This is a genomic window from Aliidiomarina maris, from assembly GCF_003987335.1.
GTDB classification, from domain to species: Bacteria; Pseudomonadota; Gammaproteobacteria; order Enterobacterales; family Alteromonadaceae; genus Aliidiomarina; species Aliidiomarina maris.
Map to the genome: position 1 here is coordinate 105,042 of NZ_PIPK01000006.1, position 25,165 is coordinate 130,206.

The window sequence follows — 25,165 nt, forward strand, 5'->3', positions numbered from 1 at the left end:
CGAGCCAGCACGGCGGCAGGCTCGGCTGTACTCATTTCGCTTGTGCAACGTCCACCCGCTGGTGCGGCCTGTCGTCCACCGCCATGGGGACGCGAAAATGACGCAACCTCAGGGCATTCCCGAGTACAAACACCGACGACAGCGCCATGGCTCCTGCGGCGAACACCGGCGCGAGCAGCATGCCGAAGGCCGGGTAGAGAATGCCTGCTGCCACCGGGATCAGCGCAGTGTTGTAAGCAAAGGCCCAGAACAGGTTCTGCTTGATATTACGAATAGTACCCTGGGAAAGCGCGATGGCGTTTGGCACACCTTTCAGGCTTCCGGACATAAGCACCACATCTGCCGCTTCAATGGCAATATCGGTGCCGGTGCCGATGGCGATGCCGACATCGGCCTCAGCCAGCGCCGGGGCGTCGTTGATGCCGTCGCCGACGAAAGCGAGCTTGCCATGCTCGGCCTTGAGTGCCTTGACCGCCTCGACCTTGCCCTCGGGCAAGACTTCGGCCACCACCTCGTCGATACCTAGCTTGCGGGCAATCGCCTTGGCCGTACGCTGGTTGTCGCCTGTGATCATCGCGACCTTGAGGCCGAGCGCATGCAGCGCGGCGATCGCTTCCGGCGTTCCCTCTTTGATGGGATCGGCAACCGCAATAATAGCCGCCAGTTTCCCGTCGATGGCCGCATAAAGCGGGGTTTTACCTTCGTCACCAAGACGTGAGGCCGCTTCGGCAAAGGGCACAATATCAAGACCGAGTTTGTCCATGTAACGGTCGGCGCCGATCTCGACGACTACGCCCTCTATCTCCGCCGCGACACCAAATCCGGTGATGGATTCAAAGTTGGTAATCGCAGGAAGCATAAGGCTATCTGCTTCGGCCGCCTCAACGATTGCACGGGCAATTGGATGTTCGGATTTAGCCTCCACCGCTGCGATCCGGGCCAGTACCTCGTCTCGCTCAAAACCCTCGGCAATCACCAGGTCGGTGAGCGCTGGCCTGCCATCGGTCAGCGTGCCGGTTTTATCAACCGCGGCCACCCTGGCATCCTTCAGAATTTGAAGGGCCTCACCTTTGCGGAACAGTACACCCATTTCGGCGCCTCGCCCGGTGCCCACCATGATCGAGGTGGGCGTCGCCAGTCCCATGGCGCACGGGCACGCAATAATCAGCACCGCCACTGCGTTGACCAACGCGAATGTCAGCGCTGGAGATGGGCCGAAGAAGAGCCACGTGAGGAAGGTGAGGAAAGCCGCGCCGATCACGGCAGGCACAAACCACAAGGTGACTTTATCCACCAGCGTCTGGATGGGCAGCTTCGAGCCCTGGGCCTGCTCGACCATGCGAATGATCTGTGAGAGCACAGTCGCGCCACCCACCGCCGTAGCGGTGACAACGAGAGCCCCCTTCTGGTTAACTGTGCCGCCGACAACCGGGCTGCCCGGCGCTTTTGCCACTGGAATTGGTTCACCTGTGATCATCGATTCATCAATGTAGCTTTTCCCCTCAACCACATCGCCATCGACCGGTATGCGCTCGCCGGGGCGCACCTCTACAAGGTCGCCCGGCTGAACCTCGCCGATGGCTATATCGACTGACTGGCCATCGCGCCGTACACGCGCCGTCCTGGCTTGCAAGCCCACCAGCCGCTTGATGGCCTGCGATGTCCGTCCTTTGGCGCGGGCTTCAAGAAAACGGCCCAGTAGGATCAGCGTAATGATCACGGCAGCCGTTTCGTAGTAGATATTTGCAGTGCCGGACGGCAGGACGCCGGAGAAGAAGGTTGCGATGACCGAATACCCCCAAGCGGCCGAGGTCCCTAGCACCACCAGCGAGTTCATGTCCGGAGCGCCGCGCAGGAGAGACGGTATACCCTGTGTAAAGAATCGCAGGCCCGGTCCAAATAGAACCAGACTGGCCAGCACGAACTGGATATACCAGCTCACCTGCATGCCAATCTTGTTCGCCACAAACTGGTGAACGCCGGGGATGAAATGAGCTCCCATCTCAATCACGAAGAGGGGCAGCGTCAACACTGCTGCAATGGTCAGATCTCGCTTGAGGCCCGCCTTTTCGGCATCCTTTCGGGTCTCCGTCGCGTCGGCATCCACTCCGGACTGATCAATCGGCCGGGCGTTATAGCCGGCGCCAACCACTGCCGCAACGAGGGTCTCGGAGCCCATGCTGCCACGAACGCTCGCCCGTTCGGTAGCGAGATTGACGGTCGCCGCGGTAACCCCCGGGACGGCCTTCAAGGCCCGCTCCACTCGGCCAACGCAGGACGCGCAGGTCATACCTTCAATGGCAAGCTCGATGGTTGCCTCAGGTACTGAATAGCCCGCTTTCTCTATCGCCTCGACGAGTAATCCGCGGTCGAGCAGCTCAGTAGAGCGAATATCAGCACGCTCGGTAGCGAGATTCACCGCCACTTCGCCAACACCCTCAACTTTCCTGAGTTCTGTCTCCACACGCCCGACGCAGGACGCACAACTCATACCTTTGATCGGTAGACTTATTACCGTCGCAGCCGGCGGTCTCTGTTTGACCTGGATGTCCATCATTTATCTCCTCTATACGCATCTCAAGATGATATACAGGAAAGATAAACCTTCCCATAGTGGGAAGGTCAAGAATAAATTTTTCTGCTGAGAGGTCGGTATGACTTGTCTTAGTACACCGAGAAGGCCCGAAGATATATGGCCTGTATCGGTGGTTACTAACGCTCGGCGGTGCAGGCGCCCTCACGCGCCGTTCAGATACTCTTTGGTTGAAGTAATGGTACCGTAGGCGAACTCGAGAGCTGCCATAGCAGTGGCATGAACTTGTGCCGCAGGCACTTTCACACCATTGAATTCCACATCCATTGTGGCGCAGGCATCCTCGACAACTGTAACCTTATATCCAAAGTCTGAAGCGGCGCGGCTAGTCGCTTCAATGCACATGTGGCTCATGGCACCAATCACCACCACTTCCTCAACACTGTTGGTATCCAGCAGCTCTTTCAGGTTGGTATTCAGAAACGAGTTGGGGTAATTCTTCAGAATTACCGGCTCATCGCCATCAGGTGCGACGGATTCGTGAATCTCGACGCCATCGCTGCCCGATGTGAATAGCGGCGCATTCGGATCGGGAAACTCATGGTGGACATGAATCAGAAGGTCCTTGTTCTGACGAGCCATCTGTATGACTCGTGCAGCATTGGCCGCAGCCTGCTCTATATTCACCAATGGCAGTTTGCCAGATGAAAAATATTCATTTTGGATATCAACAACAATAATGGCCCTTTTGCTCATTTGATTGCTCCTTTCTCGGTAATGTGTTCCGGATGTGTTTGAATTAAAAAGAAATAATTTCGCCATCCGCCGGAATCAAAACATGCTCTTCAATTCCCGCGTTTTGCACAAAATCCGCCAGTCCCTCGCGACTGAGAGTCATGTGGTTAACCGCATCCATGTGCACGGCAACGATAGTCGCTTCCGGTGCGGCACGGTGAACCCGCAAGGTGTCCTCTTTGCCCATGATGATCGGATCGCCCTCAAAACCGGTTACTTCGGCAGCACCAGTGTTCAGCACAATTACGTCGGGGCGGTAACGGTCCAGTGACTGCATAACTTCATCGCGCCATACGGTATCGCCCACAACATAGGTTGTTCTTTGCCCCTCTGCCTCGAAAACAACGCCCATCACCTCGCCTAAAGACTTGGCCAGCTCGGGAACGGCATAAAGATTATCGGAACCGTGCTGGCCGCCGGTTTTGTGGAGTGTCACGCCACCAAATTCCGCACTGTCATCCAGAATGCGCACGTTCTTGAAGCCTTGCGAACCAAGCGTTTCAGCATCAGCGGCGTTCTGAACGAACAGAGGAATATCCTTCGGCAACAGTTTTTGGGCCGCGTCGTCCCAGTGGTCCAGGTGGGTATGGGTCACGATCACAGCATCAGTGCCCTCAATCACATCTTCTGCCGCCATGGGCAGCTCAACCAAAGGATTGCGCAGCTCACTGCGGTAAGTGTTCTCAAAGCCAGGATAGGTTCCTTTATCTGCCAACATGGGATCTATCAGAAACGTGGTTTCACCGTAGGTAACCTTTATTGTGGCGTTCCGAATATGCTGCATTTCCTGGGTCAATGTGCCTGAACCAGACTCCGCGAAAGCACTGCCTACAAAAGCAGCGGATGCCAGCAACAGTGTGCTAGCGATGGTTTTAATCAACATGGTGTTTGTCCTCCAAATGGGTGTTCGTTGATGGGTAGAGTGTAGGTAGTTTTCGTCACCACAAATATTGACCTGAAAGACAATCATCGAAAAGATCGGGCCAGTAGGTTATTATCGGGTCAGATGAACCAAAGGAGTATGACCATGAGGCGACCCAGAGTTGGGCTTATCCTTCACCCGCAATTCAGTCCTTTCCATTTCTCGGTGCCCTACATGGTTTTCAGTATTACCCTGCCTGATGGCCCGTTGTTCGAATTGGTGATTGTGGCACCGGGAGGACAGCCTCTGAATTCCGAGCGGGCAATGACTATTGAGCCTGATGGAGGTTTGGAGCTACTGGATCACGTTGATATTGCCGTGGTGCCCGGCTGGCATGACTTGAATGAGGCGCCACCGTCAGAATTAACAGAGGCGCTTGCTCGTTGCCATGAGCGCGGCGCGCATGTGGTCGGCCTTTGTTATGGAACCTATGCTCTAGCGTACGGGGGATTGCTGGACAATAAACGAGCTTCAACCCACTGGCTGGCTGAGCAGGACTTTCTCCAGCGCTTCCCGAAGGTAAAACTCGATACCAATGCCCTTTACGTTGAGGATGATCGGCTGGTCACTTCGGCAGGAACGGCTGCGGGACTGGATTGCTGCCTATTCCTCGTGCGTGAATACTATGGCGCCAAGACGGCCAATACGATTGCCCGACTCATGGTGGTTCCGCCTCATCGGGAAGGAGGTCAGGCTCAGTTTATTGAACAACCCGTCGCGATCTCCACCCAGGATGCCCACATCAACCGGCTTCTAGATTACCTGCGGGAAAACCTGGCCGACACCCACACCATTGATGAGCTTGCCTCCCGTACCGCTATGAGCCGACGCACCTTCACACGTCATTTTCAAAAAGCTACCGGCATGCCGGTGTTGGAGTGGTTGGTGAGTGAGCGATTAAGGCAAGGGCGTGAGCTACTGGAAACAACATCGCTGTCTGTTGAAGCCATAGCGGAAAGAGTTGGCTTTCATACAGCTACTTCTTTCCGACAGCACTTCAAACAGCGGCATCATGTTAGTCCGCGAGACTGGCGCAAGACGTTCGGGGATGCCGACTAAGTGCGCGCCATTTCCATCTGATTTGGAACACTCACGCACTGTGATTTCGACAACAACTTATCCAGATTAATAGTATATGCGCTGATCATATTTCCAAGAGGCGACCTATTAGATCGCATGGAATGAGCTCAAAGTTATCCAAATCAGATAGGTATGTGTAGCGATTGGAAAGTCCTCCAGGAGAGTCCCTGACCGCTGTTGGAGAACTCTCGCTCATGTGATCATCCAGCCACTACTTTCCGCCCCAGTTGCCGGGGCGCTGTTCCCACTGCTCAATCAGCATCGTTCCCCATCTGCTTTTCGAACGCCTGTCGAATGAGCCCCATTACATAGGCCAGCTCAGATTCCTCACTTAACCCTACTTCCACATCGCCGTTTCCCCAACGTCCGAGGTTGGTCACGTCACGAGCCATCCCTTTCGGATCGCTCAACTCGTGAAACGGCATATTCAGAGACAGTCGCAAACGGGTCTTTTGCGGGACCACATCGACAAAATTCGTTTCGGCTTTGAACGCTATATAGAGCTTGAGGACCTCTTCAGTGACGCTCGGGTCGAGCGCCAGGACTTCCTTTCGAAGCTGCTCAAATAGAGCGCGCATTGGGCTCCCGTTTGCCAGTTGAGGGTGATCCTCAAGGTTGTAGGCTTCTGGTTTGACGGCCACGTTGCGGTAGGTATCGAGGATCTCGTCCGGCAATACCGGAGCCGCCCAAACCCGCACCGCTTGCTGGGCCAGCTTGGCGGCCCGACTCTTAATTGAGTCCTCATTCCATGCTTCTACAGCTCCCAGGCCCTCGTTGAGCCGTAGAGGGCTTTGTTTGAATCCGCCCTGCATATCACGCTTCTCGATGAACGCTCGGTCGCTGTACTCTGAGTTGTAGCCCGTAAGAGTCAGGTTACCCAGTGTATGCAGCCAGGTTTCATGCACACGCTTCCATTCCGAGCCTAGTTCATCTCTCCAACCAGAGGGCAGGTTTTCATTCTGCGGCATGATGTGTTCGATCGTGTATTCGTCGACCGGAACCCGTTCCTTGCGCTCAAAGTTTTCCATGCGGCGTAACCAGTAGCTACGGCTGCGGAAATTGTATAAATCGCGTACTGCCAGTTCCCTTTTGAACTCTTCGTCATTCGGAAAACGCCGGTATGACTTCAAGCTAAGTAGGTGAGCCTTGATGCTCTCCAGGTAACGGTTCTTCTGCAATGATTTGTGAAAAGTGGCAAAGGTCTTGTTCAGCGAGTTTGTGGGGATGGCACAAACGGCACGACGGAACACATAAGCCTCAATCAGCCGAATAGCGCTATGAAAGTCATCTCGGGACAGATTGTCCTGTTGGTAATCATGGTAAAGCTCCAGCAGGAACGGATAGGCCACATCAACTTTGAGTTCCCGCAGATCCTTAAATGCCATTCCTAACTGTTTATCTGTTTCTTTCCCCAATGCCATCGCACAAAAATACCGAGCGAAAGCATGTATTTCAGCAACCAATAAATCGACACCAGCACTCGCCACTTCGGCGCGACGTGAATGCTGTTTGAAAGCCTCGTATACCTCATCTAACCGTGGAATTTCGCCGGTTTTAACCGTGAGGTAGTGGCGCATGAAGCTGTCAAAGTAAACGCCATAGCCTTCTTGCCCGAATTCCACCTCCATCGGACGCCAATGATCGCGATAGAGCCGAGTTTGATGCTCCGGCTCCAGTCCCATCAGCACATAGTTCCGGATCAGGTCAGCCTGGCTCAGAGCTTTTCCTGTGGAATTCATGCTCTCAAAAATGAGTTGCGGGTTATCCTGGTCTCGGCTCAGCGCAATATCAACGATGATGAGCTTTGAAAGGCCCCGGCAGAGGGTTTCCAGTTCCCCGTTAAGCCGCTCAATTTGGCTGTTGAAGAACTCGAAGTTTTCCTGGATTCGAAGAGAACCGTCATCAGGTAACGGCTTCTGCGTGACCAACGCCAGAAGGCTCTCTTTGTCCGTCTGAGTCAATAGCAGTTTGTACGCTCGCTCACCCTCTTCCAACGGGTTAAGCAGGTAGTAATTGCGCAGCTTCTTAGCCGAAAACCCCTCCAAAGGTTCTGTGTCCCCAAGGTGTCGAGATAGCGCCTCAAGAATCAGCATGGTGGTAGTCAGTCGCTGTTGCCCATCAATGACCAACAGTGGTGATTGACTGGATACCTGATAAAGCCCCTTCTCGATGTAGACCACCGAGCCGATGAAATGTGCTGATATGCCATCGTTGGTACCGGCTCGCATGATGTCGTCCCACAGTTGACGACATTGCTGTTCAGACCAAGAGTACGTTCTCTGGTAGATCGGAATGACAAATTGTGGCGACTTCTTCAGGAAGTCGAGCAACTTGGCTTCTGTCGCTTTCATAACGGGCACTATCCTTTTTTGTTCTGTTACTACTATTCAACGTTTGTTTTAGCCTGATTACACGGCCCGCAGCTCTTCAAACTCGCTTTTGGGTAACCACTCGATTGTTATGTCGTTACCGCGTATTTTCACAACGCCCTGGCTAGCGTTCGGTTTATCGTGTTTGGCGCGATACACCAGCAAGGTGTCCAGCAGCTCCATCAAATGCATTTTGAAGCCGGAATCCTTCAATAAATCGTGATCAGCCTCCTCGAACCGCCAACGAGCATGATCGAGGCGGTTATCATCGGAATCACTCAGAAAAAACACTTCCCCTTCTGCTCGATTATCTGCCAGGTACTGTTCCGCCAGTTGGTCTAGTCGGGTTTGATCGAAGTTAGCGTCGTAGCTCATATCTCGTTTCCTCCTGATAGAGTCGTGCTGTCAGCACAACTCAAGCCTGTTAAAAGCTCGTCCAGAACGCCCCGTTGTGGGCTGTTAGAAAAGTCGGCAAGGTGGATGATGCCTTGGTATTCAAGGGCTTCGGCGTATGTCATAACCCGAGGAAATATCTTGCTTTTCAGTGCAGCAGGCTCTGAAAGCTTCAGAGTCGGCATCAGGCCCTCTATAGAGCGATCAGCATGCTCTGTCAGCAGGCAGCCCACATGGAGCATCTTGGAGCCGTAAAACAGCATAAGAACCGCCTCTTTGGCCCATGGCCCGGTCTCCAGTCGATAGAAAGCGCCACGGTTACGCGTCCCATTACCCGCTCGGAAAAAATTAAATCTAGGCGCGTACAGGAGGCTGGCAGCATTATCTTGAAAAGCGGTATAGACGAAGGGGCTCAACAACTCTACGTTTTCCGGCCCAATCCTGGTCATGTCACCTTTACTGACAAACGGCTCGAATAGCTCTTCGAGATTGCTTGTTAATGCTTGTTCAAGCCAACTTGCGTGTATGGCAGGTAATTCTCTGGTCAACTGGATTGCCTGCTCGTGGTGTCGCTTTCCCTCGGCAATGCCCTCTTCGAGAATGTCTTTTAGCGTTTTCACCTTGCTCACATACTCCTTCGTTGCCCGTTCTACCACTGCCTGATAATCCAGCAACGCCCAAGCGATGTGAGATTGCCGGTCGACAGCGTTGACGCATGACTCAAGCCAAGTATGAATACTGTCTTGTTGGGTATTTTTCCGGTAACTGAGATTTTGATAGTGAGCGACCGGTTGGCTGTTGGTGTTGAGCAAACGGGATGTCCGGTGACAAACCGTTAACCCACCCAAACCAAAGGCAGAGGGGGCCTGTCGATTTTTAGTCAGGTAAATAAACAGCGTCTCGTCTGCCTGTGCCGGATCCGTGGCATTAATCACCTCAAGGTAACGCGCAACCTGCCGGGGCTGGTCCTGCGCATTGAGTTTGTTTTCGACAACGATCTGACGTTTACCATCAGTTATCCACAGGTCAATCTGATCTCCCTGGCCATTCGGACAATGTTCTTTCAGCACGGATACAGATGTCGGATCCAGCCAATCCTGTCGTCCGATAGCCTCCAGGAAGAGTTCAAGAAATCGCGTTCCCTGATAATGCTTCCCCTTCGGATTCAGCAGAGCATAGATAAACCGGGTATGAAGCCGGACTTCATCATTGACTGACAGAACCGAGCTGAGCAGATTGAAGTCATTCAATCCCTTTCGTGTTTGTTCTGCTTGTTCCTCGTCAAACGCTTCCAGCGCAGCGAAGAGTTCTTCCCATGATTCCATTTCGCCTGCCTTATCCCGTCTCAACGCTGGTTTTGACCTGGTTATACACAGCCCGCATCAGGTACTGAGAAGCGATGTTGCGGAAAGACGCATCGTTCATCAGGCGTATGAAAATGTCTTCGTTGCCGTCCATGCGCTCTACAAACAAGTTCTCAAGCTGCTTGTTAAATACCGGTTCGAAGTTCTCCAGGCTGTTGGCCATGACGGCCTGGCGAAGCTGTTCGTTGGCAACGGCGGTTTCCTTCACTTGGTCGAAGAACAGCTGATCTGCCGGGGTAAACTCAGTACCAAATCGCTCATTGAGCTTGTCGACCAGTGTCGATAACTGCACCTCTTCCTCTGCCTGGCCGGTACCGACCTCGGTCGGGCCATAGAGGGCTTCCGGCTCGCCTACTTTCAGGTCGATGGCTCCTTCACTGATTTTCTGAAGCCGGTAGTACTTCAGCTCTACCTCGTCATCAACCTGCACCGTGCGCGTATCGGTGGTGTAAGGCAGCTTGGTGAGCAGGAAGCGGGAATAGGTGTACAGCTTCTCGTGGTCCGAGTCCTGATAAGGAATAATCTGGGCAACGAAGCCGTACAGGTTACGGAAGCTGACCAATTGCCCCTTGAACAGGGCTTGGTCTTCCTCGCTCAATTTCTTGAAACGCTCGACAGCCAGGTCAATCAGACTGTTCAGCTTCTTATGTTCGCCGCCCGTCGGGTTCAGCCGGTTACGGAACCAGATCTCGCACCACGCGCTCACCTCACCCTCCGTAAAAATCTGCCAGGTGGACAGGGTGTGGGCCAGGTTATTGAGCTGCTGAGGGTCGGTATCCTCTTCCTTGGTGGTCACCTCGTAATAGGGTTTGAACGCCTTGTAGATTTCATCCGGCTCATTCACGAAGTCCAGGACAAAGGTATCTGTCTTGCCCCTGGCCGTTCGGTTAAGCCGTGACAGCGTTTGCACCGCCTGAATGCCTGACAGCTTCTTATCCACATACATGCTGTGCAGCAAAGGCTGATCAAAGCCGGTTTGGTATTTTTCTGCGACCAGCAACACCTGATATTCCTCGGTGTTGAATTTATCTGGCAGCTCAGACTCCTTGATGCCCTCGTTCATACCGACTTCGGTAAATGTCTTGTCAGCATATTCCTTGAGAGCGATTTCTCCCGAGAAGGCTACAAGGGACTTCACATCCTTATAGCCTTTGGATTTGATGTACTTGTCGAAGCCCAGCTTGTAGCGCACCGCATGTTCACGAGAGCTGGTCACTACCATGGCCTTTGCCCTGCCACCGATCTTGTGGCGGGTATGGGTGCGGAAGTGCTCAACAATCACCTCCACCTTCTGCGCTATCTCATAGTCGTGGAAGGACACAAAGCGAGCCAACGCCCGCGCTGCCTTGCGGCGCGGCACTTCAGGGTCATCCTCCACCTTCTGGATCAGCTTGTAATAACGCTTGTAGCAGGTGTAGTGGGCCAAAACGTCATGGATAAAGCCCTCTTCAATGGCCTGCCGCATACTGTAGTGATGGAACGGAGCTTCGCCGTTTCGTCCCGGCTCGTTAAACACCGCCATGGTCTTGAACTTAGGGGTAGCGGTGAACGCAAAAAAGCTCAGGTTGGGCTGTTTGGCACGTTTGAGCTGCTCACGGATGAGTTCCTTTTTGGCTTCTTCGCTAAGGCTCTCGTCCTCCATGTCCAGTAATTGCTCAGCAATGGCTGACTCGATGCCATCCTTGTTCAGGATCTTCCGCAGCTCCATGGCCGTTTCGCCACTTTGCGAGCTGTGAGCCTCATCCACAATCACTGCGAAGCGTTTGCCTTCCGTCGAAATTGAAATGCCTTTGCCTTTTTGCTCTAGCGTGCGGATGGTCTGACTGATGAAGGGGAATTTCTGGATAGTCGAGATGATGATAGGCACACCGTCAGCCAGTGCCTTGGCCAGTTGCTGAGTATTCTCGTCGATCTTCTGGACGACGCCCAACTTGTGCTCGAACTGGAAGATGGTGTTCTGCAATTGCTGGTCGAGTACCCGGCGGTCAGTAATCACCACCACGGAATGGAATACCTTCTCGTTGTTGGCATCGTGCAGACTGGACAAACGATGAGCTAACCAGGCAATGGAGTTGGATTTACCGGAACCCGCAGAGTGCTGTACCAGATAGTTATGACCGGAACCCTTGGCTTTTGCATGCTGGGTCAGAGACCTAACGGCATCCAGCTGGTGATACCGAGGGAAAATCAGCGTTTCTTTGCGGTGGCGCTTGATACCCTTTTCGGTCACGACCGTTTTCTCTTCTACCTGAAGGTGCAGAAAACGGGCGAGGATATCCATCAGGCTGTCACGCTCCAGCACCTCTTGCCACAGGTAGGCGGTACGAACATCACCTTCCATGGGCGGGTTGCCAGCGCCGTGATTAAAACCCCGGTTGAAAGGCAGGAAAAAGGTATCCTTACCCTCCAGGTGGGTCGTCATAAACGCTTGCTCGGTATCTACCGCAAAATGCACCAGGCAGCGATTCTTGAAGGCGAACAGCGGGTCTTTGGGGTTTCGTTCGAAGCGGTACTGGGACTTGGCATTTTCAACGGTCCACCCGGTCGCCGACATGGCATTTTTCAGCTCCAATGTGGCAACTGGGAGACCATTCACAGCCAGCACCATGTCAGGAATTGCGCCCGTCTTGGTATGTACCTGACGAACCACGGTCAGCCTGTTCGCGGCGTAGCGTTCAGCCGCGCCGGTATCAATACTGGTATTGGGAGCAAAATAAGCTAGCTTCACCGACTTGCCGACGCACTTGAAACCCTCGCGCAGCACGGTCAGGGCACCTTTTGCGGCCAGTTCCTTGGTTAAAGCATCCAGGAGCATGCTCTCGGCCTTGCTCGCGTCCAGGTTGTTCAACCGCTCCCAGATCTTGGGTTGTGTCTTCTGCACAAAACTCACGACATCCGCCGGGAACAAGGCGGTTTCAGCATCGAAACTGGTGGGATCCCCCTTCTGGTAGCCACCCTGGGTGATCAGCGCCTGCTCTATGGCGTTCTCAAAGTCGATTTCTTTGTGCATAACCTATGTTCCTTTTTAAAACTTGGCTGGGTTTCAGCGACTACTCTTGGTCAGAATCGTCGTTATGCTGCTTTCCCAGCTTCTTCTGCGCGCTTTCTACCTGTTTGACGCTTTTATCCGGCGTGGGCAGGTTTTCTGGCATGGTGCCGCCCAGTTCGCCAATGGTTTGCCGAACCTTCTGGCCTACCTCGAAATGGGTTTTGTTGGCGTTCTGCTTACCCTGAATGTTGTCCCGGCGAAGCTTCTCTTCTGCCTGTGTAGCACGGAACAGGTTGGCAGCAAGCTCCGTACTTCCCATGTAGTCCAGAATCTTGTGACTCTTCTTGAGCCCTTTTCTGGCATGTAAGTCCTTGGCTCCCAGCCCCCCGTATAGCCCTTTGTAGCCATGATCCTGAAAAATGGCGTAATCCAAGGGAGTCTCGACTCCTGCATCCTGGGCAGCCGCCGCCAGGTACTTGTTGTGGGCGATAAGCTCCTTACGGATTGCCAGGCGCTTCTCATCCTCGGAGAGGGATGTGAACTGCTCGCTGTCCTCCAGCTCCTGTCGGCGCGTCTGGATAGCGAAGTAGGTCTGGCCGTTGGCGATGACCGGCTTCGTAGGGTCGCCGTTTTGGACGATCAGGTAGCAGGCATAGCGTGACAGGTGGACATCCGGTACCGGACGTTGCGCTCCAGAGCCTATGTCGACCATTTTGCTGACGTCAGCAAAATGGTCTGAAACCTCGTTTCCTGACTTCGCGCAGGCCTGCTTCGCCTTATCAACAACCTGAACAAAATTTCGCCACTGCTGGTACTCCAAGAGCGGTGCCAGCTCCCTGGCTGACCAGAACTCATTGCCGTGTTCATCCTCTCTTCGGATGCCTTCAAAACTCTCGTGGTGAGTATTGGTCGACGGCGCATCAGCCATGGGCAACCTCCCTTTGCTCAGTGGTAGTGGGTATGCAAAAGTCCCGCACGTCGATTTTTCCAGTGACGGCGTTGGTGATCAGGGCGGCGCGGTATTCTTGCAACCGTTCAATTATCTCTAATACTTTCTTACTTTGTCTTGATGACTTTTTTTCCGCCTCTAATAAATAATTAGAGATCGTAACTTGTTCATCGTATGAGGGAACTGTGAACGGTAGACTCTTTGTTTCGTCTTGATTGATGATCGGTAGGGTTGTGTATTTGCCACATTTGACAATGAAGTCTCGGATTGCGCGCAAGAAATATACAGCGAACAGATGGTGTAACTTTTCATTGCAATGAATGCAGTTAATTTGTTGGTTACATGATGCCGGACTCTTAGCAATAGCCACTTTTCCTATTGTTGCACCAATCCCTACTTGCATGACTGTATCGGATGGGAAGGTTCTAACGGCCTCCACTCCCTCTTGTGATAACTTATTTCCAGCTGATTTAAGAAAAACTCCATCAGTGAAATCCCCAGGCTTATACCAAGGCAAGCCTTCGTCATCAAAATGCAGCTCGTTTACCCCAGTAGGAGTCGTTCCAGTTTTGACGTAATGGCTAAGTCTCCGTAAGGGAAGACACTGCCAGTGCGAAGGAATCTCCCCCAACCAATTAACACCCGAATCCTTCATCGGCACCGAGGGATCAAGCCCTTTGGTGACCGCCTGACTAATTAACGCTGTTCGTTGCTCGACCAGCTTGTCCAAAAGAGCCTGCTTTTTGGCAATCAGTTCGTCGATTTGAGCAACTTTGTAGTCGAGAAACTCAACTATTGTCAGCTGTTCGTGTTTTGGTGGAATGCCAGTAATCAGATTCTTTATAAAATCCTCTGGTACCCGTTTCTGACCTCCAGCGCCATACATTTCTGACTCACCTAGATCTCTGAACCAGTCTGAAATCGTCAAGTAAAACAGAAAGTCCGGATCTAGCAGTTCCAGATCGACTCGGAGAACATGGAGTTCTGTCGTTCCAAAAGCGCACCCGTTTGTCAGTCCCTTGGCAATAGCCCCCTTTCCATTCTCGAAGCAGGGAGTGATTTTCGCGACAACTACATCGTTGTCACAAAAATAGGTATAACCGCTGCCGATCTGCGCCAGCTCCTTGTCTTCATCTAGTCGAATACCTCCATACTCTCCGACAGCATCCATAGGAATGAATGAAACAAGTTCTGAATCGGATAGGGTGATCTCATTCTTGCTGGGATTCAGCGTCACCGCAAAACGTAAGCGCATAGCCTTCCAGTGTTTTGGAAACCCACTATCATCGTATGCAGGGTAGGGGGAGTACCGACTCATCAAACCACCTCTGCCAACATAGCGACGATTTCCTTTTCCAACTGACTAATTTCGCCAGCGATCTCTTCCAACGGGCGTGGTGGCTCGTATACGTAAAAATGGCGATTCAACGGAATCTCGTAACCAACCTTGGTTTTGCTGTGATCAATCCAGGCGTCGGGCACATGCGGCAACACCTCAGCGGCCAAATAGGCCTCGCAATGGTCCTTTACCAACGCAAGCAGTTTGTCATGGCCGGTTTCGTTGTCGTATTTCAGCGGCAAGGGCAGGCTGATATCAGCGGGCAACACCACGTTCTCGGTATCGCGCAACTCCGGATCTGGCTCTGGGTTGCCCTTCTTGTCACGGCAAATGTCGGCCTCTGGGTCTCGCTCTGACAGCGCCGCCAATATCGCCTTCTTCACCGGAGCACCTACCTTGAGGTCGGCCTTCTTCAAAGCCTTATTCAGCTCTTTATTCAGTAGCGCTTCGAATTCATCCCGGTTCTGATAAAGGATGTTGCCATCCAGCTCTTCTAGCAGGTCTATTATGGCAGCCTGAGACTGTTTACCCGCCTCAATTTCCGCCTGATAGGCCGCTTGGTCCTTACGCTTTTTACTGGTAGCCAGGTTGGCAAACGCCCGTTGCTCGTCCAGGCGAGCAGCCCTCTGTGGGCTGGCCTGGAAATTCAGCCTTAGAGGGCGTTCCACTGTGATTTTCAGGTAGCCAAACTCGTGGTTATCAAAGATCTTGCTGACGGTACGGGTTTCGGTTCCTGTCGGTCTTGATGATCCTTTGGTATGTACCGGTGCTACGGAAGTCGCCTCATGCTGATGTTCGGCGTAGAGGCGAACCAGTTCGCGGATATGCTCCTCAGCCAACTCATTTCGCTTGTTACCCAGGCTTTTGTCCATCTTCTTGTAATGGCGGGTGCCGTCGATCAGCTGCACTTTGCCTCGGCGGTGTTCCGGCTTGCGGTTACTGACAATCCAGACGTAGGTGTAGATGCCAGTGTTGTAGAACATCTGGTCTGGCAGGGCCACGATGGCGTCGAGCAGGTCGTTTTCGATAATCCAACGCCGAATATTGCTCTCACCGCTACCGGCATCACCGGTGAATAACGGGGAGCCGTTGAAAACCACGGCAATCTTCGATCCGTCACCACCCTCATTGATACCATCCACCAGTTTCGGCGGGTTGTGCATCTTGGAAATCATGTGTTGCAGGAAAAGCAGCGAGCCATCATTGATTCGGGGCAGACCGGCACCAAAGCGCCCGGAAAAGCCCTGGTCGTCGTACTCCTCACGGACGAAATCTTCTTCCGGCTTCCATTCAACCCCAAAAGGCGGGTTGGAAAGCATGTAGTGGAATTTCTTCTCCTGGTGGCCATCGTGAGGTACGAAGCCGTTGTTTTTGTTCTTAGCGTCTTTCACGCCCAGCGTGTCCCCATAGATGAGGTTGTCGATGGGCTCATCTTTGATCAGGAGGTCTGAGCAACAAATGGCGTAGGATTCCGGATTGTACTCCTGACCGAACAGCTCGATGTGGGCATCGGGGTTCAATCCTTCATGGGTACCGTCACCGCAAATGTACTTTTCAGCTTCCGAGAGCATGCCACCGGTACCGGCTGTGGGGTCGTAGATACTCCGGTAAATGCCTGGGGCAAAGATGCCTTCTTCATCGGTAAACAACAACTGCACCATCAACCGGATGACTTCACGGGGAGTAAAGTGGTCCCCAGCCTCTTCATTGGCCTGTTCATTAAACTTTCTGACCAGCTCTTCAAACAGATAGCCCATCTGTAGGTTGCTGAGGGTCTTGGGCGAGAGGTCAATCTCGTTGCTACAGAACTCTTTGAGAATCAGGAAAAGGCGGTTGGCTTCATCCAGCTTGGCGATTTCCGCCTCGAAATCGAACTTATCAAAGATGTCCCGAGCGCGGGGTGAGAAACCCTGGATGTAGGCAATCATGTTGCCCGCAATGTTCGGCGGATCAGCCAGTAGCTTATCGAAGGTAAAGCCGCTGGTATTGAACAGTTCCTGTTTGCGGCCACTGGTGGCAATGCGTGAAAGCGCCTTTTCCAGTGCAGGGCCGGTTATGCCGCGGGCTTCCAGGCGTTCCTTCTCAGCCAGTACCTTTTTCTGGTTTTCCGCCAATACCAGGTCAAACCGACGCAGGACGATCATTGGTAGCATTACCCGCCGGTACTGGGGTGGCCGATACGGGCCTCGCAGCTTGTTAGCGATGTTCCAGATGAAGCCGACAAGGTTTTGATGATGGTTTTGTTGCATGCTGTTCTCGCTATTTAATATCTGTTGTTAACTACTTGGCGCTGCCTCGTCACCGGTGCCGGCATAGCCAGGTGCCAGGACAGCGTTAGTGCAGTGTTCAAGAATGTTGTGGTTACGCAGCCACAGGTGATATTCCTGCTCTGGCAACCGATGATCGGGGCTACAGTCCACGTTCCAATGGCGTAGCAGGTAGCCAGCGCGAGCGGCACGGATGCTGAGCTGTCGGACCGGCTGGTTGTTCTGCCGGGACATATTAAAATCCAGCGCAATAGCCTCCGGATGACTGTGGCACGGGTGCGGGATGAGCTCTAAGGTCAGTTGCTCATTCCATTCGGCATCCGACGTTTGATGTTCCTGCTCTGCGATATCCGTTCTGTCGATAGGCTTTTCACAGATATGGGCGCTGGTGATGCGATTGCAGACAAAATCTCGGAATGCACCGCGTTTTCGGCAGTAGCCGCGCATGTGCCAACGCTGGCCGTTGTTGACGATGCTGTGCGGCACAACCACACGCTCGCTAGCGCCTGAACTGAGGGACTGGTAGGTCATCCGCACAGCCTGTTGTTGGCTTATTGCCCGGCTCACTGTCGCCAGCACATCCTGTGGTGGCGTGATCAAATCTGGTGCATCCTCACAGAAACCAGACTGGCCAGGAGTCACCGATAGCCCATCGCCAAAGCCGTGAGCCAGGGTTTTCAAGGCGGCATGGGGCTCATGGTGGAACAGAGGCTGATAGTTGTCGGTACGGTAGTAGCGCTTGTTTTCGTGACGGAGGATCAGGTTCTCGTGGGCTAGCTCACGGTAGAGAGTGAAGTCCCGGGTGCTGGAGGCGACTGCGGTGCCGAAGTGCGCCATTAGCTCACTTCGGCCCACTGAGCCATGGTATTGCAGGCAAAAATCAATGAACGCCAAGCGCTCGCGCTGGGCGTGTGAGTGATTTTCGAGCTTTAAGGCGGCGTTTCCCGGCACGTTCGCACCTTTTTTGACTAAATATGGTTAGCCACCTTATTACACAAACCTACATCATGCAATCATTTTGATTTGTCCTATAGAACTTTCACATGTGAAAGTTTTGGCTCCTTTCCAGATGGAAAATGGTTGCGTAAAGCCCGCCGGAAGGGACGGGCCTGAACGGTTTTTTGTTTAGGATTCTGGGAGCTGAAGGCCATCGAAGTGCGCCTCCAAGCTGTCCAACTGCTTAAGGTTTGCCCTGACGAGACGGCGCATGTGAGTTAGGTTTGCATTCATGATACGCACTATCTCAAATCCGGCTTCTGTCTCTTCAATGATGGGCCTTTCCCAGTCGTGAGCGCGGTTAAATGCGGGTTTTGAGTACCGGTGTTTCAGGGCTCGGCGGATGTGTTCACTGAAAACCGCATGCCCCTTACCGTTTTTCACTCTTACGAAGGTGTTGTAATACCAATGCATTTCCAAGCTACCGTACAGCATTCTCACCCGGCAGCCGTGATGGCCAGGGTAGCCTCTCGTTTCATTGGTTCGATGAGCCTCATTATGCGCCCAGAAATGGTCCGACAGCCGCTGAGCGAGATAGCGTAGGCGCGCTCGCTCCATATCCAGGCTTTTGGATAGCGATTGCAGATACTGTCTGCATTGATCAAGCGCCATTCGGCGCCCCTGGTGATGGTCAAACTCCCCGGCGCGTGCCACCTCATGCCACTTATCGGTGATTTCCTGAATGGTTTTGGGTTTGCTCATTAGCATTCTCCTGTTGGTTGATATTCAAGAGAAATGCTAATGGCCGCAGAGACAAACCCACGGGTCTGTAATTTGCCAATTTGGGCAAAAGTAGCCGTTTACCCCCAGATTATCTGGAATTTTTATCGACCTGGCGGCGTGCTTTAAACTTCCGGTTGAGAAATGCTTCCAGCTTGTTAGCATTCAGGTATGTGATGCCGCAGATCGCCAGGATAACGGCGACAAAGCCGAGGAAAGCAATGAGTGTGACGGACATATCGATCATGTGAGTTCTCCTGTTTTCGTACTTTGAGTGCAAAATGCAGCCTATGCTGCATCTGACTGCTTTTGTTCCTTTGCGACAGAGGCAATCAGATGGCGCGAACAACCCAGGATGTCCTGGATTTCGCTATAGCTATGACCGGTGCGCAGTAAACTGGCGATGTGTTGTCGCCTCTTCAGGTCAGGTTGGCGCCCCTGATACTTACCCTCGCTGCGGGCCTTGTTGATCCCCTGGTTCTGGCGTCGACGCCTATCCTCGTAATCTTTGCGAGCTACCGCTGCCAACATGTCGAGCATCATGCTGTTGACCGCCTGCAGAATAGATTCGGTAAAGCCGGTGTCGTCTTTTTTGTCCAGTGCCAGCCAACTCGTTGGTAACTCCGGCGAGACAACCGCCAACCGTTTGGCGGCCAACTTCTGCTTCAGCGTATCCCAATCCTGCTGTTTCAGGCGGGCAAGCCGGTCAATCTGCTCCACCAGTACAATGTCACCTTCACCAGATTCGGCAATCAGTCGCATCAGTTCGGGGCGATGCAGTGTGGCACCGGAGACGTTCTCGGTATAAAAGGCAGCAATGCGCTGACCGTGTTGCTCGGCAAACTGAATTAGCGATGCTTTGGCCCGCTCGGCATTTTGTTCCTGGGTAGATGCTCTCAAATAGGCGCGTATAAACATTAATGCCTCCTCAGTCTGTTATAAGTGGTTCCGCTTGGCCGGTCTGTTTTAAATGGTTCCTTGTCATATTGAACGGCCTGAATCGTTGGTTCCTCTGATGTGTACCCATCAGGAACCACCTCAAGAGTCGAAAAACTCCCCGAACGGATCATCTTCCCGGAGGATCGGATTGACTCTGAAGTCATCGAACAGATCGCTAGTGTCTTGTTGACTCCCAGTGCCGGGGGTTGTCGTGCTGCTTGGACCGTTCTCTCCCCTACCACTGCCTCGACTAAACGACGCCATCTTTTTCTCAAATTCAGGAAACGTTATTTCCCCATCGGGTCCCTTGGCGAAAACCGTCTTGTAAGCATCGACTGCGGCCATTGCGAAGCGAATGAGCAGTGCGGCCACCCAGAGCACGAACAATAGATACCATGCGTAAAGCGCTGCATCGGTACCCCTTAAGGCGAGCTCCACAACGCCGATCCCGGCGAGCCCCACTGCTACTATTTTTGTCACCCTCACCATGGTTTCAGTCCCCGATAGCTCTTTACTTCGAAGCTACCAGAACCTGAGAAAATGCAAGTTTTGACCGGCGTCAGGCCGCTCTGGCTCGCCCGGCCAGCCATGGCAGTTTCACTTTGTTGTAGGCATCGTCCGTCATCACCCTCAAAACTTCCGCGTCCAGGTGTGGAACCACCAACGCAGTGCCTTGGTATCGAACTCGCGGAAAGTTGCATGGCTGGAATACGCCATGAGGGAGGTCGTCCTCATCGCCCAGCCATTGTCTGAGCCGGAGATCGAAACACCAGCCCTGTTCGAGTTCGATCCAGCAATGGGGAGCGGTGGCTATTCGGCTCAGCCGGTCCTCTGCGTATCCGATACGACATTGATGGAAGATGCCTTGCTCGCTCAGGGCATTGCTGATCACAAAGGTCATGCAGTCGCTATCGATTTTGGCGTCTTCAAGCGGCAACAGAGCGAACTCAAGTTCATCATGCCAGTCACTCATGAACTGGCTCCTTGAACATCAGTCGCTGGCCCTGCTCGTAAAGCACAGGGTACGGCAGCGGTTCGCTATCCTGGATGACGGTGCCGGGAGGAAAATACATCAACATCCAGGATGGTAAGGCACCACTGACCGTGCGATAGAACTCGTCCACAGGGAAGCTGAGTTGCTCACCTGATTGCCGGAAAACGAGGCGAGAATAATTCTCTGGATGATTAGCCCCGATGTTGTAGCTTTCGGGCTCAGTACCTTCCACGTAGGCGGGAGACTTCCAACGATTCGGCGTCTTGATGTTGTAGGCAACCACACATTGACCCACACCACATCCATACTCAGTGCTTTCAATCGACCAAAGCACCAGTGGATGGCCGTCTATCTCGGGCGTCTCCACGTTACTGAGTTTGGTGGCGCTCAACGCCATATCATTGGCAGCTAATCGGATGGCCTGGTCCACCAGATCCACATACTGCTCATAGGCCTGAGCCTCCGAAGTGGCCATAGACGCTGGCATCCATCCCATCAGGCTTGGTCTCGCCGACGGATTGTCTGGAGTCATCATGATGTCAGTAGCGTTGAACAAAAACGTCTGGCTACCTGAGAGATGTCGAAGCGGTGCATCGAATGAAGTCGCCAGGCTGGCGAGATCCAGTAATGGCACCAACATGCCCTTACTGTAGGAGCGAGAGCCATCCCCAGAATCACGCAAGTCCATATCGTAGATGCCACCGGCTCTCGCCAGGTTTAAAGCCCGAGACTCTTCCTGATTGTAAGCTCATGGGGTGGCCGCGCAGCCAGCCAGGGCAGCGGCCAATATTGCCGTAGTTAAGGGTGCTAATCTTTTCATTATGTCCTCCTTCTTTCATTAAATATTCTCATGAGGTTGAGAATATGCAAGAGGAAAACTAAAAATAATATTTATAAATCAATAGTTTGCACTAACAGAACAAAGTTTAAATTCGGACGTAGCGAAAAATTGGCGGGGCAGGCATATCTTTGGCTATAAAAGAAAATGGCACTTTTGATCAGCAGAGGTTACCTATGGAAAGCGTCGCCGCAATTACTCTGACGGCGGTGGCAGGTGCTATTCTGGATGACCCGGAACCAAGGTCGCGGGGCCATTCTTATTGACTCCGGCTGTTTACTGGTAAGAAAATGCGGTCATTTGTTTTACTGATTAGGAATCTATATCTGATAGGATCAGTAAAATATTCAAAGAAAGATTATTGTGGTTGACTGATTTAGCATTGGGAGGCATTTATCCAAGTAGAAGAAGAGCTTGCGGCCATTGCATTGAGGTTATCTGAGCTTGAGAAGGAAAAAGTAGCCTTACTTTCCCGGAGGAACGAGCTTCAGCGAGCTGCACAATCACCCACATCAATGCAATTGACTCCCAATCAAAAAGCTGAGTTATTCCGCGGGCTCTTTCGCGGCCGACAGGATGTCTATGCGGTTCGCTGGGAAAGTAGCTCGAATGGACGTTCCGGTTATGCTGTCGCCTGTGCAAATGAGTGGGTACAGGGCATCTGTCAGAAACCCCGGATCAAGTGCGGCGAGTGCCCTCACAAAAAGTTCAAGCCTCTGGATTTCAGTGCAGTGTATGACCACCTGTCCGGCAAGCATGTAGCAGGGTTATACCCATTGTTGCCGGACAGTTCCTGTTATCTGCTGGCTGTAGATTTTGATAAGGAGGACTGGAGAGCAGATGTTCGTGCGCTGGCCCAGGCTTGTCGTGATGAAGGTGTCCCTTATCTTGTAGAGATCTCCCGGTCCGGTGCGGGTGCCCACCTATGGGTCTTCTTTTCGGACGCTGTTCCAGCCTGGTCCGCGAGGGCTTTGGGGTTCAAGCTGCTGGACAAAGCCATGGAACGTCACCCGGGCCTGTCCTTCGATTCGTATGACCGGCTATTCCCCAACCAGGATACGATGCCCGATGGTGGATTTGGCAATTTGATTGCCCTTCCGCTTCAGCATGAGGCGCGAAGTCGTGGATGTACTGTATTCGTCGACGATAAGCTAACCCCGTATCCGGATCAGTGGGCGCTACTTAGTCAGCAAAAGACCGTTTCGCTGGCTCAGCTTCGAGATATCGTTGGAAATGAGCCTGATTCCGATACGATAGCAGAAGTTGCGTTGCCGTGGGAACAAGCTTTACCGGTCGATACAGGGATAATTTCAGGATGTCCCGAGAGCATCACGCTTACCCTGGCCAATCACATTTATATGAAGTTGTCAGACATACCAGGGACACTGGCGGCACGAATAAAGCGCATGGCGAGCTTTGCCAATCCAGTATTTTTCAAAACCCAGGCACTTCGATTTTCAACTCATGGCATCCCTCGTTACATATCATGTGCCCGGATTGAGCAAGGTTATATCTCGGTACCGAGAGGCTGTTTTGATGATCTTCAGGCATTGTTGCACGAACAGGGAATAACAGTAGAAATCGATGACCGCAGAATGCCCGGCCAGTTGCTGCCGGAAGTCAGCCTGAAAGCAACGCTGCGTCGTGATCAGAAAAAGGCTGTGACGGCGCTTGCCGATCACGATACCGGAATACTTCATGCTCCGACCGCTTTCGGCAAAACCGTAACCGCTATTGGCATTGTCGCCAAGCGGCAGGTAAACACGCTGATCCTCACTCACAGTCGTCAGTTACTGGATCAATGGAAGGAGCGCCTGGAGACCTTTATTGAGGGTGCCTCCGTAGGTGTGATTGGCGGCGGCAAAAAGAAACCTACCGGTCAGATCGACGTTGCCACCTATCAAAGCCTGATCAACAAGAAAGATAATACGGTCTCAAGCAAGATCCGAGAATACGGGCAAGTCATCATCGATGAATGCCATCATATTTCAGCTCCACGTTATGAGATGCTGCTTAACGAAGTCAGTGCTCGATACGTTGTAGGCCTCACGGCAACGCCTGACCGTCAGGATGGTCACCAAAAAATCATGTTTATGGTCGCGGGACCCGTTCGTCACAAAGTCAGGGCTGACCATGGGTCTAAGTTTGTCCAGCGTGTCATTGTTCGAGAACGTCATGAAACGCCACCGACGGACATCTTTCAGAATAATGGTGAACGACCACACATAGCATCGGTTTACCGTTGGCTCGCCCAAAGCAACGCCCGGAATCAGGATATTGTTCAGGATGTCGTACACTGCGTACAAAACGGGGCCAACTGTCTTTTGCTGACCGAACGACGAGAGCACGCCGAGACGCTGGCAACATTGTTGGAAGCTGAGTCTATATCGTTGGTTGTGTTGCGCGGCGGGATGCGCGTCAAAGAGCGCCGGGGTGTCGAATCGCAGCTACACGAAGCTCAGGTTATTGTTGCAACCGGGAAATACATTGGAGAAGGCTTTGACTTGCCTCGGCTCGACACTTTGTTTCTAGCCCTGCCCATAGCCTGGAAAGGAACGCTGTCGCAGTATGCTGGCAGGATTCACCGGGATGCCGACGGCAAGCAGGAAGTCACTGTTTACGACTACCTGGACAACAGTCTGCCAATGCTTGAACGCATGTTCCGAAAGCGCGAGAAAGGTTATAAGGCGATGGGATACCAGTTTGCCCAATCCGAGCCGCAAACACGGCTACTGTAAACTTTCCAAAGAAAGGAGAAACATGGCTGAAACGAAATGTGCTTCAGGCCTGCTTCAGAGGTAACTCGTGGGGCTTTACGCGTCTCACGTTCTTAGCTTCTTGTTCATAGGCACGATGACGAACATCCCATAACTCAACCGCGTGCTGAATATTCAGCCAGAACTCCGGCGTATTCCCCAAAGCCGCTGCGAGTTTGATTGCCATGGGTGCTGTCAGCGTGCCTTTGTCATGCGCAATCCGACTGAGTGTATTTCTGTGCACACCCATTGCTTCGGCAAGTTCACTAATTTCGATGTTCATCGGCTCCAGAAACTCGGTGACGAGCATTTCGCCAACAGTCACTGGCCGACGTTTTGTATTCCTCATTACCATAACCTCCTCTAGCCCTTGTAAACATGCGGGTCTAGATATGTATCTTGGGCGGTGCCATCTACCCAGCGAAAAATCAGGCGATACTGCTTGTTAACCCGAATAGAACACCATCCAGACAGGTTTCCTTGCAGATGTTCAAAACGGTTACCCGGTGGAATCCTCAAGTCTGACTCCTGCGTTGCGGCATCCAGAATCTGAATTTTTCTGAACAGAGCGCCTTCAATAGTACTGGGTATTTTCTTGTGGCTTTGGTCTTCGTCGTAGAAAGCCTCTAGCCATATATCCCTGAATTCAACCGCCATAGTTACCTGATCACTTTTTACTCATTCTATGCATAACAACGTTGTGCGTCAAGTCCGTTCAAAATGAGAACGGATCCGTTTAGAAAACGATGTTACTATAATTTTGTCTGACAGAAAGGGACTATCGAGCAACTTCAAGGCGCTGATTTCATAGAGATAAAAGCGTATACAAGGCTCCCAGTTTCCCACTTATCCCAGTTTAAAATGGGTCGTCAGGAGCCGACGCAGAGGAAATTTGCCAATATTTACACTTTTTTCGCAAATT

The 25,165-nt window shown here is 52.6% G+C and carries 21 protein-coding genes; 2 read left to right on the forward strand and 19 right to left on the reverse strand.

The window, feature by feature from the left end; genetic code table 11:
• Window positions 1-31: 31 nt before the first annotated feature.
• The 3 genes from CWE07_RS08110 to CWE07_RS08120 all read right to left on the reverse strand — a co-directional run bounded on the left by CWE07_RS08110 (window position 32) and on the right by CWE07_RS08120 (window position 4,211).
• Window positions 32-2,557 (reverse strand): heavy metal translocating P-type ATPase, encoded by a 2,526-nt coding sequence (locus tag CWE07_RS08110; RefSeq protein WP_241974100.1) that lies wholly within the window; start codon window positions 2,555-2,557, stop codon window positions 32-34.
• A gap of 180 nt (window positions 2,558-2,737) precedes the next feature.
• Entirely contained in the window at window positions 2,738-3,289 is a 552-nt protein-coding gene (locus CWE07_RS08115) for a cysteine hydrolase family protein (protein ID WP_111569401.1), read from the reverse strand.
• A gap of 43 nt (window positions 3,290-3,332) precedes the next feature.
• Window positions 3,333-4,211 (reverse strand): MBL fold metallo-hydrolase, encoded by an 879-nt coding sequence (locus tag CWE07_RS08120; RefSeq protein WP_111569402.1) that lies wholly within the window; start codon window positions 4,209-4,211, stop codon window positions 3,333-3,335.
• 144 nt (window positions 4,212-4,355) lie between these two features.
• On the opposite strand from CWE07_RS08120, the gene CWE07_RS08125 reads away from it, so the two are divergent.
• Window positions 4,356-5,309, forward strand: coding sequence for a GlxA family transcriptional regulator (locus CWE07_RS08125; protein ID WP_111569403.1), 954 nt, complete (start codon window positions 4,356-4,358; stop codon window positions 5,307-5,309).
• Window positions 5,310-5,581: 272 nt separating this feature from the next.
• Here the strand turns inward: CWE07_RS08125 and CWE07_RS08130 are convergent, their stop codons facing one another.
• From CWE07_RS08130 to CWE07_RS08190, 14 genes are all read right to left on the reverse strand, one after another.
• Window positions 5,582-7,681 (reverse strand): GmrSD restriction endonuclease domain-containing protein, encoded by a 2,100-nt coding sequence (locus tag CWE07_RS08130; RefSeq protein WP_023011905.1) that lies wholly within the window; start codon window positions 7,679-7,681, stop codon window positions 5,582-5,584.
• A gap of 57 nt (window positions 7,682-7,738) precedes the next feature.
• Window positions 7,739-8,074 carry a hypothetical protein gene (locus tag CWE07_RS08135; RefSeq protein WP_111569404.1) on the reverse strand — a complete coding sequence of 112 codons (336 nt, stop codon included), beginning with the start codon at window positions 8,072-8,074 and terminating at the stop codon, window positions 7,739-7,741.
• Window positions 8,071-9,417 (reverse strand): PDDEXK-like family protein, encoded by a 1,347-nt coding sequence (locus CWE07_RS08140; protein WP_111569405.1) that lies wholly within the window; start codon window positions 9,415-9,417, stop codon window positions 8,071-8,073. Before CWE07_RS08140 ends, CWE07_RS08135 begins: the two co-directional genes overlap by 4 nt.
• A gap of 10 nt (window positions 9,418-9,427) precedes the next feature.
• Entirely contained in the window at window positions 9,428-12,466 is a 3,039-nt protein-coding gene (locus CWE07_RS08145) for a type I restriction endonuclease subunit R (protein ID WP_111569406.1), read from the reverse strand.
• Between the two features lie 40 nt (window positions 12,467-12,506).
• The gene (gene dinD / locus CWE07_RS08150; protein ID WP_111569407.1) at window positions 12,507-13,373 is read right to left on the reverse strand and encodes a DNA damage-inducible protein D; all 867 of its coding nucleotides are present in this window, start codon (window positions 13,371-13,373) and stop codon (window positions 12,507-12,509) included.
• Entirely contained in the window at window positions 13,366-14,712 is a 1,347-nt protein-coding gene (locus CWE07_RS08155) for a restriction endonuclease subunit S (protein ID WP_111569408.1), read from the reverse strand. Before CWE07_RS08155 ends, dinD begins: the two co-directional genes overlap by 8 nt.
• Window positions 14,712-16,982, reverse strand: a complete 2,271-nt coding sequence (locus CWE07_RS08160; protein WP_111569409.1) for a type I restriction-modification system subunit M — start codon at window positions 16,980-16,982, stop codon at window positions 14,712-14,714. Before CWE07_RS08160 ends, CWE07_RS08155 begins: the two co-directional genes overlap by 1 nt.
• 27 nt (window positions 16,983-17,009) lie before the next feature.
• Window positions 17,010-17,951 carry a helix-turn-helix transcriptional regulator gene (locus CWE07_RS08165; RefSeq protein WP_111569410.1) on the reverse strand — a complete coding sequence of 314 codons (942 nt, stop codon included), beginning with the start codon at window positions 17,949-17,951 and terminating at the stop codon, window positions 17,010-17,012.
• A 174-nt stretch (window positions 17,952-18,125) separates the two neighbouring features.
• Window positions 18,126-18,698 (reverse strand): conjugative transfer protein MobI(A/C), encoded by a 573-nt coding sequence (gene mobI, locus CWE07_RS08170; protein WP_111569411.1) that lies wholly within the window; start codon window positions 18,696-18,698, stop codon window positions 18,126-18,128.
• Window positions 18,699-18,807: 109 nt separating this feature from the next.
• Window positions 18,808-18,963 carry a hypothetical protein gene (locus CWE07_RS14420; RefSeq protein WP_181452273.1) on the reverse strand — a complete coding sequence of 52 codons (156 nt, stop codon included), beginning with the start codon at window positions 18,961-18,963 and terminating at the stop codon, window positions 18,808-18,810.
• Between the two features lie 41 nt (window positions 18,964-19,004).
• Window positions 19,005-19,634 (reverse strand): recombinase family protein, encoded by a 630-nt coding sequence (locus CWE07_RS08175; protein WP_111569412.1) that lies wholly within the window; start codon window positions 19,632-19,634, stop codon window positions 19,005-19,007.
• Window positions 19,635-19,754: 120 nt separating this feature from the next.
• A complete protein-coding gene (locus CWE07_RS08180; protein ID WP_111569413.1) occupies window positions 19,755-20,144 on the reverse strand; it encodes a hypothetical protein in 390 nt (129 codons plus the stop codon).
• Window positions 20,145-20,214: 70 nt separating this feature from the next.
• Complete coding sequence (locus CWE07_RS08185) at window positions 20,215-20,628, reverse strand: hypothetical protein (protein ID WP_111569414.1); 414 nt, start codon at window positions 20,626-20,628, stop codon at window positions 20,215-20,217.
• Complete coding sequence (locus CWE07_RS08190; protein ID WP_241974102.1) at window positions 20,621-21,289, reverse strand: hypothetical protein; 669 nt, start codon at window positions 21,287-21,289, stop codon at window positions 20,621-20,623. Before CWE07_RS08190 ends, CWE07_RS08185 begins: the two co-directional genes overlap by 8 nt.
• A 713-nt stretch (window positions 21,290-22,002) precedes the next feature.
• Here CWE07_RS08190 and CWE07_RS08195 point away from each other — a divergent pair.
• Complete coding sequence (locus CWE07_RS08195) at window positions 22,003-24,225, forward strand: TOTE conflict system archaeo-eukaryotic primase domain-containing protein (RefSeq protein WP_241974103.1); 2,223 nt, start codon at window positions 22,003-22,005, stop codon at window positions 24,223-24,225.
• A 43-nt stretch (window positions 24,226-24,268) separates the two neighbouring features.
• Here the strand turns inward: CWE07_RS08195 and CWE07_RS08200 are convergent, their stop codons facing one another.
• Complete coding sequence (locus CWE07_RS08200; RefSeq protein ID WP_081195053.1) at window positions 24,269-24,592, reverse strand: HigA family addiction module antitoxin; 324 nt, start codon at window positions 24,590-24,592, stop codon at window positions 24,269-24,271.
• Window positions 24,593-24,606: 14 nt separating this feature from the next.
• On the reverse strand, window positions 24,607-24,900 hold the full coding sequence (locus tag CWE07_RS08205; protein ID WP_111569416.1) for a type II toxin-antitoxin system RelE/ParE family toxin: 294 nt from the start codon (window positions 24,898-24,900) through the stop codon (window positions 24,607-24,609).
• Window positions 24,901-25,165 lie beyond the last annotated feature (265 nt).

Bases quoted from the DNA above. Each gene is read 5' to 3' on its own strand.
- CWE07_RS08110 (WP_241974100.1), bottom strand. From the start codon at position 2,557: ATGATGGACATCCAGGTCAAACAGAGACCGCCGGCTGCGACGGTAATA.
- CWE07_RS08115 (WP_111569401.1), bottom strand. From the start codon at position 3,289: ATGAGCAAAAGGGCCATTATTGTTGTTGATATCCAAAATGAATATTTT.
- CWE07_RS08120 (WP_111569402.1), bottom strand. From the start codon at position 4,211: ATGTTGATTAAAACCATCGCTAGCACACTGTTGCTGGCATCCGCTGCT.
- CWE07_RS08125 (WP_111569403.1), top strand. From the start codon at position 4,356: ATGAGGCGACCCAGAGTTGGGCTTATCCTTCACCCGCAATTCAGTCCT.
- CWE07_RS08130 (WP_023011905.1), bottom strand. From the start codon at position 7,681: ATGAAAGCGACAGAAGCCAAGTTGCTCGACTTCCTGAAGAAGTCGCCA.
- CWE07_RS08135 (WP_111569404.1), bottom strand. From the start codon at position 8,074: ATGAGCTACGACGCTAACTTCGATCAAACCCGACTAGACCAACTGGCG.
- CWE07_RS08140 (WP_111569405.1), bottom strand. From the start codon at position 9,417: ATGGAATCATGGGAAGAACTCTTCGCTGCGCTGGAAGCGTTTGACGAG.
- CWE07_RS08145 (WP_111569406.1), bottom strand. From the start codon at position 12,466: ATGCACAAAGAAATCGACTTTGAGAACGCCATAGAGCAGGCGCTGATC.
- dinD (WP_111569407.1), bottom strand. From the start codon at position 13,373: ATGGCTGATGCGCCGTCGACCAATACTCACCACGAGAGTTTTGAAGGC.
- CWE07_RS08155 (WP_111569408.1), bottom strand. From the start codon at position 14,712: ATGAGTCGGTACTCCCCCTACCCTGCATACGATGATAGTGGGTTTCCA.
- CWE07_RS08160 (WP_111569409.1), bottom strand. From the start codon at position 16,982: ATGCAACAAAACCATCATCAAAACCTTGTCGGCTTCATCTGGAACATC.
- mobI (WP_111569411.1), bottom strand. From the start codon at position 18,698: ATGAGCAAACCCAAAACCATTCAGGAAATCACCGATAAGTGGCATGAG.
- CWE07_RS14420 (WP_181452273.1), bottom strand. From the start codon at position 18,963: ATGATCGATATGTCCGTCACACTCATTGCTTTCCTCGGCTTTGTCGCC.
- CWE07_RS08175 (WP_111569412.1), bottom strand. From the start codon at position 19,634: ATGTTTATACGCGCCTATTTGAGAGCATCTACCCAGGAACAAAATGCC.
- CWE07_RS08180 (WP_111569413.1), bottom strand. From the start codon at position 20,144: ATGGTGAGGGTGACAAAAATAGTAGCAGTGGGGCTCGCCGGGATCGGC.
- CWE07_RS08185 (WP_111569414.1), bottom strand. From the start codon at position 20,628: ATGAGTGACTGGCATGATGAACTTGAGTTCGCTCTGTTGCCGCTTGAA.
- CWE07_RS08190 (WP_241974102.1), bottom strand. From the start codon at position 21,289: ATGTTGGTGCCATTACTGGATCTCGCCAGCCTGGCGACTTCATTCGAT.
- CWE07_RS08195 (WP_241974103.1), top strand. From the start codon at position 22,003: ATGCAATTGACTCCCAATCAAAAAGCTGAGTTATTCCGCGGGCTCTTT.
- CWE07_RS08200 (WP_081195053.1), bottom strand. From the start codon at position 24,592: ATGAGGAATACAAAACGTCGGCCAGTGACTGTTGGCGAAATGCTCGTC.
- CWE07_RS08205 (WP_111569416.1), bottom strand. From the start codon at position 24,900: ATGGCGGTTGAATTCAGGGATATATGGCTAGAGGCTTTCTACGACGAA.